This window comes from Bartonella sp. CL266QHHD, assembly GCF_042195355.1.
In the GTDB taxonomy this organism is placed as follows: Bacteria; Pseudomonadota; Alphaproteobacteria; order Rhizobiales; family Rhizobiaceae; genus Bartonella.
Genome location: NZ_JBHIOD010000067.1, coordinates 1 through 5,647, shown reverse-complemented (window position 1 = coordinate 5,647; position 5,647 = coordinate 1). Strand labels below are relative to the sequence as shown.

The following is a 5,647-nucleotide window of genomic DNA, read 5'->3' as shown; positions in this document are numbered from 1 at the left end:
CCAATATGGGGTGGTGGGGCTTTTTAGGCAGTCTGGTAGGCGCCATTATTTCCAGTGTTTTTGGCTATTATGGTTATAGAAACCGTAAGGACACTTTCATGCTTTAAAACGTCTACCTTTAAAGAAAATACATAAAAAGCTGCACGCATAGTGCAGCTTTTTTGCAAAATTTTCTTGATTTTTCATGCTTTTCAACACAACAAGAATTTTTGAAATCCACGTGAAGCTTTTATAATCGTGAGAAACAAGCTTCAAAATAAAAGATTTTTTTTAATAATTCTATTTTTTTATGTTTTTCCTTTAAAAAACTTCTTAAATGAAGTGTTGACTCCATCGATTATATATATGCCATTACAGCATAACAAATATGCGGCTCTTGCTCTATTTTTTCCATTTAAGCCAAACGAATTTCGCAAAAAAATATTTCTCTACGATCAACAACTTTTCTCAATGTGGAAAACATATCAATCTTACATCTCATGTAAGAGGGAGCATTATGCGGTTAACATTTCATCCACACACAATATGAGAGAATAAGTTGAATTCTCTGATACAAAGGGAATACCAACCTACCAAATTATCTATTCTCAACAAAGCAACACTCTCACCACTTCAATACCAGTATTTTAGTTTGAGGATACGAACACAATTTACATTCTAGATTAAATGTATCAAATAAATAATGAACATAAAATCTATGAATAAACAATGGTTTAACTTTACATGCTTCAAACAAAGGACAAAATTCTATAATCATGCGTTATTAATTCTTTTGTAAATATTTTTATCAGATATCAAAAATCGTACCATTGCTTTCAATACAAGAAACCGACATAAAAAGTTTCATATTGAATGACCAAATAGTTTTTTTACAAATTGCGACATTAGAGCAAAAGCTTCATTGGCTAATTATACGAAAAAATAAAATAGAAAATGCATTTTAATAAATATAAAAGCAAATTGTTTTATAAAAGAATATGTAAAAAACCATAGATCACCTTATGATCATGTTATTTATGATTCAGATATTGAGTTTAGTTTTGCACAATCGTTTGAAAAAACGATGAGATTAAAGTTTATGCGCAACTGCCTAAATGGTTTAAAATTGATACACCTCTTGGATCATATACTCCCGATTGGGCTGTATTATTCGAGCAAGATGGGCAAGAAAAACTGTATTTTGTTGTGGAAAGCAAAAGAAGTATTTTCGAAGACATGTTGCGCGATCTGGAAAAAGCAAAAATCCATTGCGGTCATGAACATTTCAAAGCTTTGGGAGAAAATACCCAATATATTGTTTCTGATAATTATGAAACTTTTATCGATCAAGCACTTCAAAAAGATACCATAACAACTTGAAAAAATGTTTGGGCTATGGAAACAACCCTCCCCTGTTGTTTATAAAATGCACCTTTTTCCTACTCTATAATTTACAAGCCCTTCCTTATAACCGATTTTAATTTTTATTAAACAATCAAGAGATTGTCGAATATTTTCCAGAAAGGGCTGCACATTTAAGAAAAGAAAATTATAAACTATTGAGAATACATTTGACACCCAAACAATCATTTAAGCATAAAAAATGATATATAAACAAACATTGGATTTTTAAGTCAATAATTTGATTTATAAAGATTTTCACATTTTCCATGTTAAATAATAAATGCAAATGGAGCAGGCATGCACGTCTCGTGTAGGTTCTGCTTTTGCTCTCATGTAAAGTGAATTGACAGAAAACAGACTCCTCGATAAACTCATCAAAATCAGCTTAACTGATGGCTTCATTTTGGAGGAAGAGGGGTTTGTACACAAGAGAAGCATTTGGGGACCATCAGCACTTCCAATCACATTCATTCCAATATCAAAACCGCAGACATCACAAACACGTGTTAATTTTTAAAAGTCTGTGAATGGGGCGCAACCAATGTTTTAAAGAACATCTGTAGGGAGCATGATCATGCAAAAGGTAGATTCCTATACAAAAACAGAACGGTATGTCATATATACCGTCATTATTTCCAGCATACTTCCTCTGCTGGACGGAAGCATTGTTAATGTCATCCTTCCTAACCTTGCGCATTATTTTTCCGTGGAAGGAAATAATATACAATGGGTTGTAACATCCTATTTTCTCGCCACCGTTCCAGGGCTGCTAATGGCCGCTTTTGTGCAAGGAAGAATAGGTATCAAAAGCACTTGGTTTCTTGCAAGCTTCATTTTTATGCTTGGATCACTGGGGGTAGGAATAAGCTATGATTTTCCAACCATTATATCTGCCCGTATCGTTCAAGGTTTTGGGACCGGTCTTTTGCTACCCCTTAGCCAAACCATCATTGCCTTACAATTTGGACAGACACGAGTGCGCCAAGCCATGGGCACCATAGCCGTACCAACAGTTTTCGCCCCTGCCTTTGGTCCGCTGGTGGGCGCCTCACTTGCTCAGTATGTCTCTTGGCGTTTGTTATTTTTTATTAATATTCCGCTTATTTTATTGGCACTCACCCTTGGAGCAAAACATTTAAAGAACAACGAAACAACAAAAACAAAATTTAACTTATTTGCATTTTTAGCGTTTTCCATATCGCTTCTTTCGTTTTTTTACCTCACAGAAGCCAGAAACATCAATAACAAAAACCACTTATATATCCTAGCACTTATAGCGGTGATATCTCTCATATTATTCATTGTTTCTAATCAGAAAGCAAAAAACAAATTAATCGTCTTTAGCGGATTTCAAAATGCGCGCTATACATTACTCATGATCATGGGGCTTGTTGCTTCATTTCTTTTTTATAGCTTCCTCGTTTATTTCCCACTAGCCATTGCCATGGAACAAGCCCATGAAAATAGCCTTCTCATCATCGGTGCCCTCCTTGCTCTGCAAGGGGTAGGAGCATGGATCGGAAGGAAATTTATTTACCAAAAATGGAAAGAAAAATCTCCCTTTTTCATGATAGGAATTGGTTTAGTGATATCAAGCTTTGGGTTATTATGCTTCGGCTATAATATAAGCATGGATGGACTTGGATTCTTGCTAAGAGGCATAGGACTTGGCATCGCCACCATTGTCTGCCTTTCCGCCCCCATCCAATATGTCAACAGTTTATACGTCAAAGATACAGCCGTTATCACACGCATATTACAGCAAATAGGTGGTGCCTTAGGGGGTATATTCGCTGGCTTTTTGATCCATTCGCTGACAGAAGAATACCTGTCCTTAAACCAAACATATATCGTATTCTTCATATTCTCTATCGCTGCATTTTTACTGTTTTGCCTAGCCCTCCTCTTATCGCGTAAAGAGAAGAATTCCGATTTATGATATGCTTTATTTGAACACCCTATCCATAACATTGGCAATGGCATATAAAATCATACAGCATTTACCACTTTTCGAGAAACCAACACACTGAGACCTTGACCACAGCCTTCATCATTTTTATGAAAGAACACTAAACCGATAAGCTCCTTAAGCTCTAAAATTGATCACCTCCAGTAACGTACGGTGTTTGTAATTTTATGATACCTCTGTGCTTTTAGATCCCTCTAAAAACCTCTTGAAATATGGGATTTTCTGATCAGACCTTTGCAAAGATCCACGAAATTAAGCACGCATTTCAATGCGGAATAGTCCCATAAATGCGCTAACAGACGCCCTACTGAACCAGCATAGAATATAGAACCCGCCCCCGCGCACGCCCCTATAAATGCTAATCATCTTTTACCACACACCGCGATGTGAAAAATCGCACTGTATTACAAACTTGATAATGTTATTCGCCCCTTTTCAAAGTCATTGAATCACTATGCTTTCATAACAGCAATAGGTCAAAATGAAACTGAAGAGACAAAAACAGCTGGTAAAGCAGCATCTTCTCTCCATTTCATTGTTAACTGTTATAAGAAATCTCCCCCACTTTAATAAAAAAGCCCTCTCTCATTGAGAGGGAAATTTTAAAAACATTGAAAATCATGATGCACGATGACAGACAGCAAACCATCTCTAAAAAGACTGTTTCTTGATTTTCACAGCGTACTCTTAGATTTCTCTAACATTTTCCTGCCTTTAGATTTTCCTTATAAAATTTACGGACAAAAGAAGCTTTTCAGAACTCTTTTACACATAACTTCATTGCTTCAAGCTCCCTTACAGACACGATAAACGCGTATATTTCCATCTACCAAGTATGCGAGCTTCACAGCGGATATAATGAAAACAGTCTTTTTATAGAAAACCGTAAGCTTTAACGGAATAAACGAGATTTTAAACTAGCCTCCCGCATTACTCATTACTCTATACCGGTTATGCAAATAAAGAGCGCCATCTACTTTTTCTGACAAGCAAAGAACACACACAACATTTAGTAACATGCCATTATTGAAATTCTTGTCACAAAACCTTCCTTTCAGGGATTATGCGCATTGCCTGCTTCCTTCTCTCCAATAAACAATCTGCCAATAAAGAATGCTATTGCAGTTACGATAATACAAAATTATACTTCTGTTCTCATTCTATATTTTTCCAATTATCACGCATTATTCACCCCCTTCACTGCTTCACTGTTATAACAATGAAAAGAGAAAAAAATTAAAACACAATATGGCATTTCTCTTTCATAAATCTTATATAAGCCACAAAATTGTTGCGCGACTTTCTAAGCAAGGTCAGGCAATAAAATCATACTCTAAAAACCACTCAACATACCACTTTTTGATATTACAAAGATACAAAATGCAATTATCGTCTCCGCAAACAATATCTCAGAAAAACAAAATCCCTCCTGCAACAATTAGGGCACTCTCTCAAATATTACCAAAGTACTATTGGCCAGAGAATTTGGATGCCTTATTCTTTTATACACCATCTGCTCCTCATGAGTACCTAAGTGATGATAAAGAAGTCACGATTAAAAAACGACTAGATACAATCAATGTAAAATGCAATGAACCGCTTGAAGTCCTTGGTCCCCTGCTTGGTGATTTTTTGGACAGCGAGTTTCATAAGTTAGTCGGATTCATATTTCAAGACATACCAGAAGACCAAATGCTACAAGAGCTTAAAGAAGATCAACGTAAAATTTTAGAAACGTTAAAGAAAGATGGATTGGAATATCAGCGTGGAGGATATATTATCAAGAATGAGGTGACCTTCACACAAGAATTGCAAAAAGCTGGTCTCCTCTCGATGGAAGAGCTAAAAAAACTTATTGCAGAGAAAGAACTTTCAGCAGTAGAAATCGAAATAAATAGAGCATTAGAAAATATAGAAAAAGATCCAAGGGAGGCAGTTCTATTTGCAGCAAATCTGTTGGAAGCCTCTTGCAAAGCTTATCTCGACCACCATTCTATCCCATATGCAGAAAACGCCCGTAATAATCTGCCCGCTTTATGGGAAGAAGTCGTTAAGAAAGCTAAGATCCATCCCGAAGATATGAAGCAAGAAAACTTAAAAAATCAAGATCTAGATGAAAATGACTTAAAAATGATCGCATCCGGTCTGTATCAAATTGTGCGCGGTACTATAAAGTTAAGAAACAAGAAAGGTGCAGCGCACGGCCGCTCAGAAAAGGATTTTGAACTAATCAATCTCAAGCCTCGCCATGCGCGTTTAACTTTTAATGCCGCCCATTCTCTCTCAATTTATATT

3 protein-coding genes are annotated in these 5,647 nt (G+C 36.0%); all 3 read left to right on the top strand.

Annotated features, from left to right (window positions below; genetic code table 11):
* Positions 1–1,068 precede the first annotated feature (1,068 nt).
* Positions 1,069–1,359: a hypothetical protein gene (locus tag ACFIK7_RS09285; RefSeq protein WP_375663273.1), complete on the top strand. Its 291-nt coding sequence runs from the start codon at positions 1,069–1,071 to the stop codon at positions 1,357–1,359.
* Between the two features lie 598 nt (positions 1,360–1,957).
* Positions 1,958–3,322, top strand: coding sequence for an MFS transporter (locus tag ACFIK7_RS09280; protein ID WP_375663272.1), 1,365 nt, complete (start codon positions 1,958–1,960; stop codon positions 3,320–3,322).
* A gap of 1,410 nt (positions 3,323–4,732) precedes the next feature.
* Positions 4,733–5,647: abortive infection family protein (locus tag ACFIK7_RS09275; protein ID WP_375663271.1), on the top strand; the 915-nt coding region annotated here is incomplete at its 3' end.

Coding starts and splice junctions, on each gene's coding strand:
- ACFIK7_RS09280 (WP_375663272.1), top strand. CDS start 1,958: ATGCAAAAGGTAGATTCCTATACAAAAACAGAACGGTATGTCATATAT.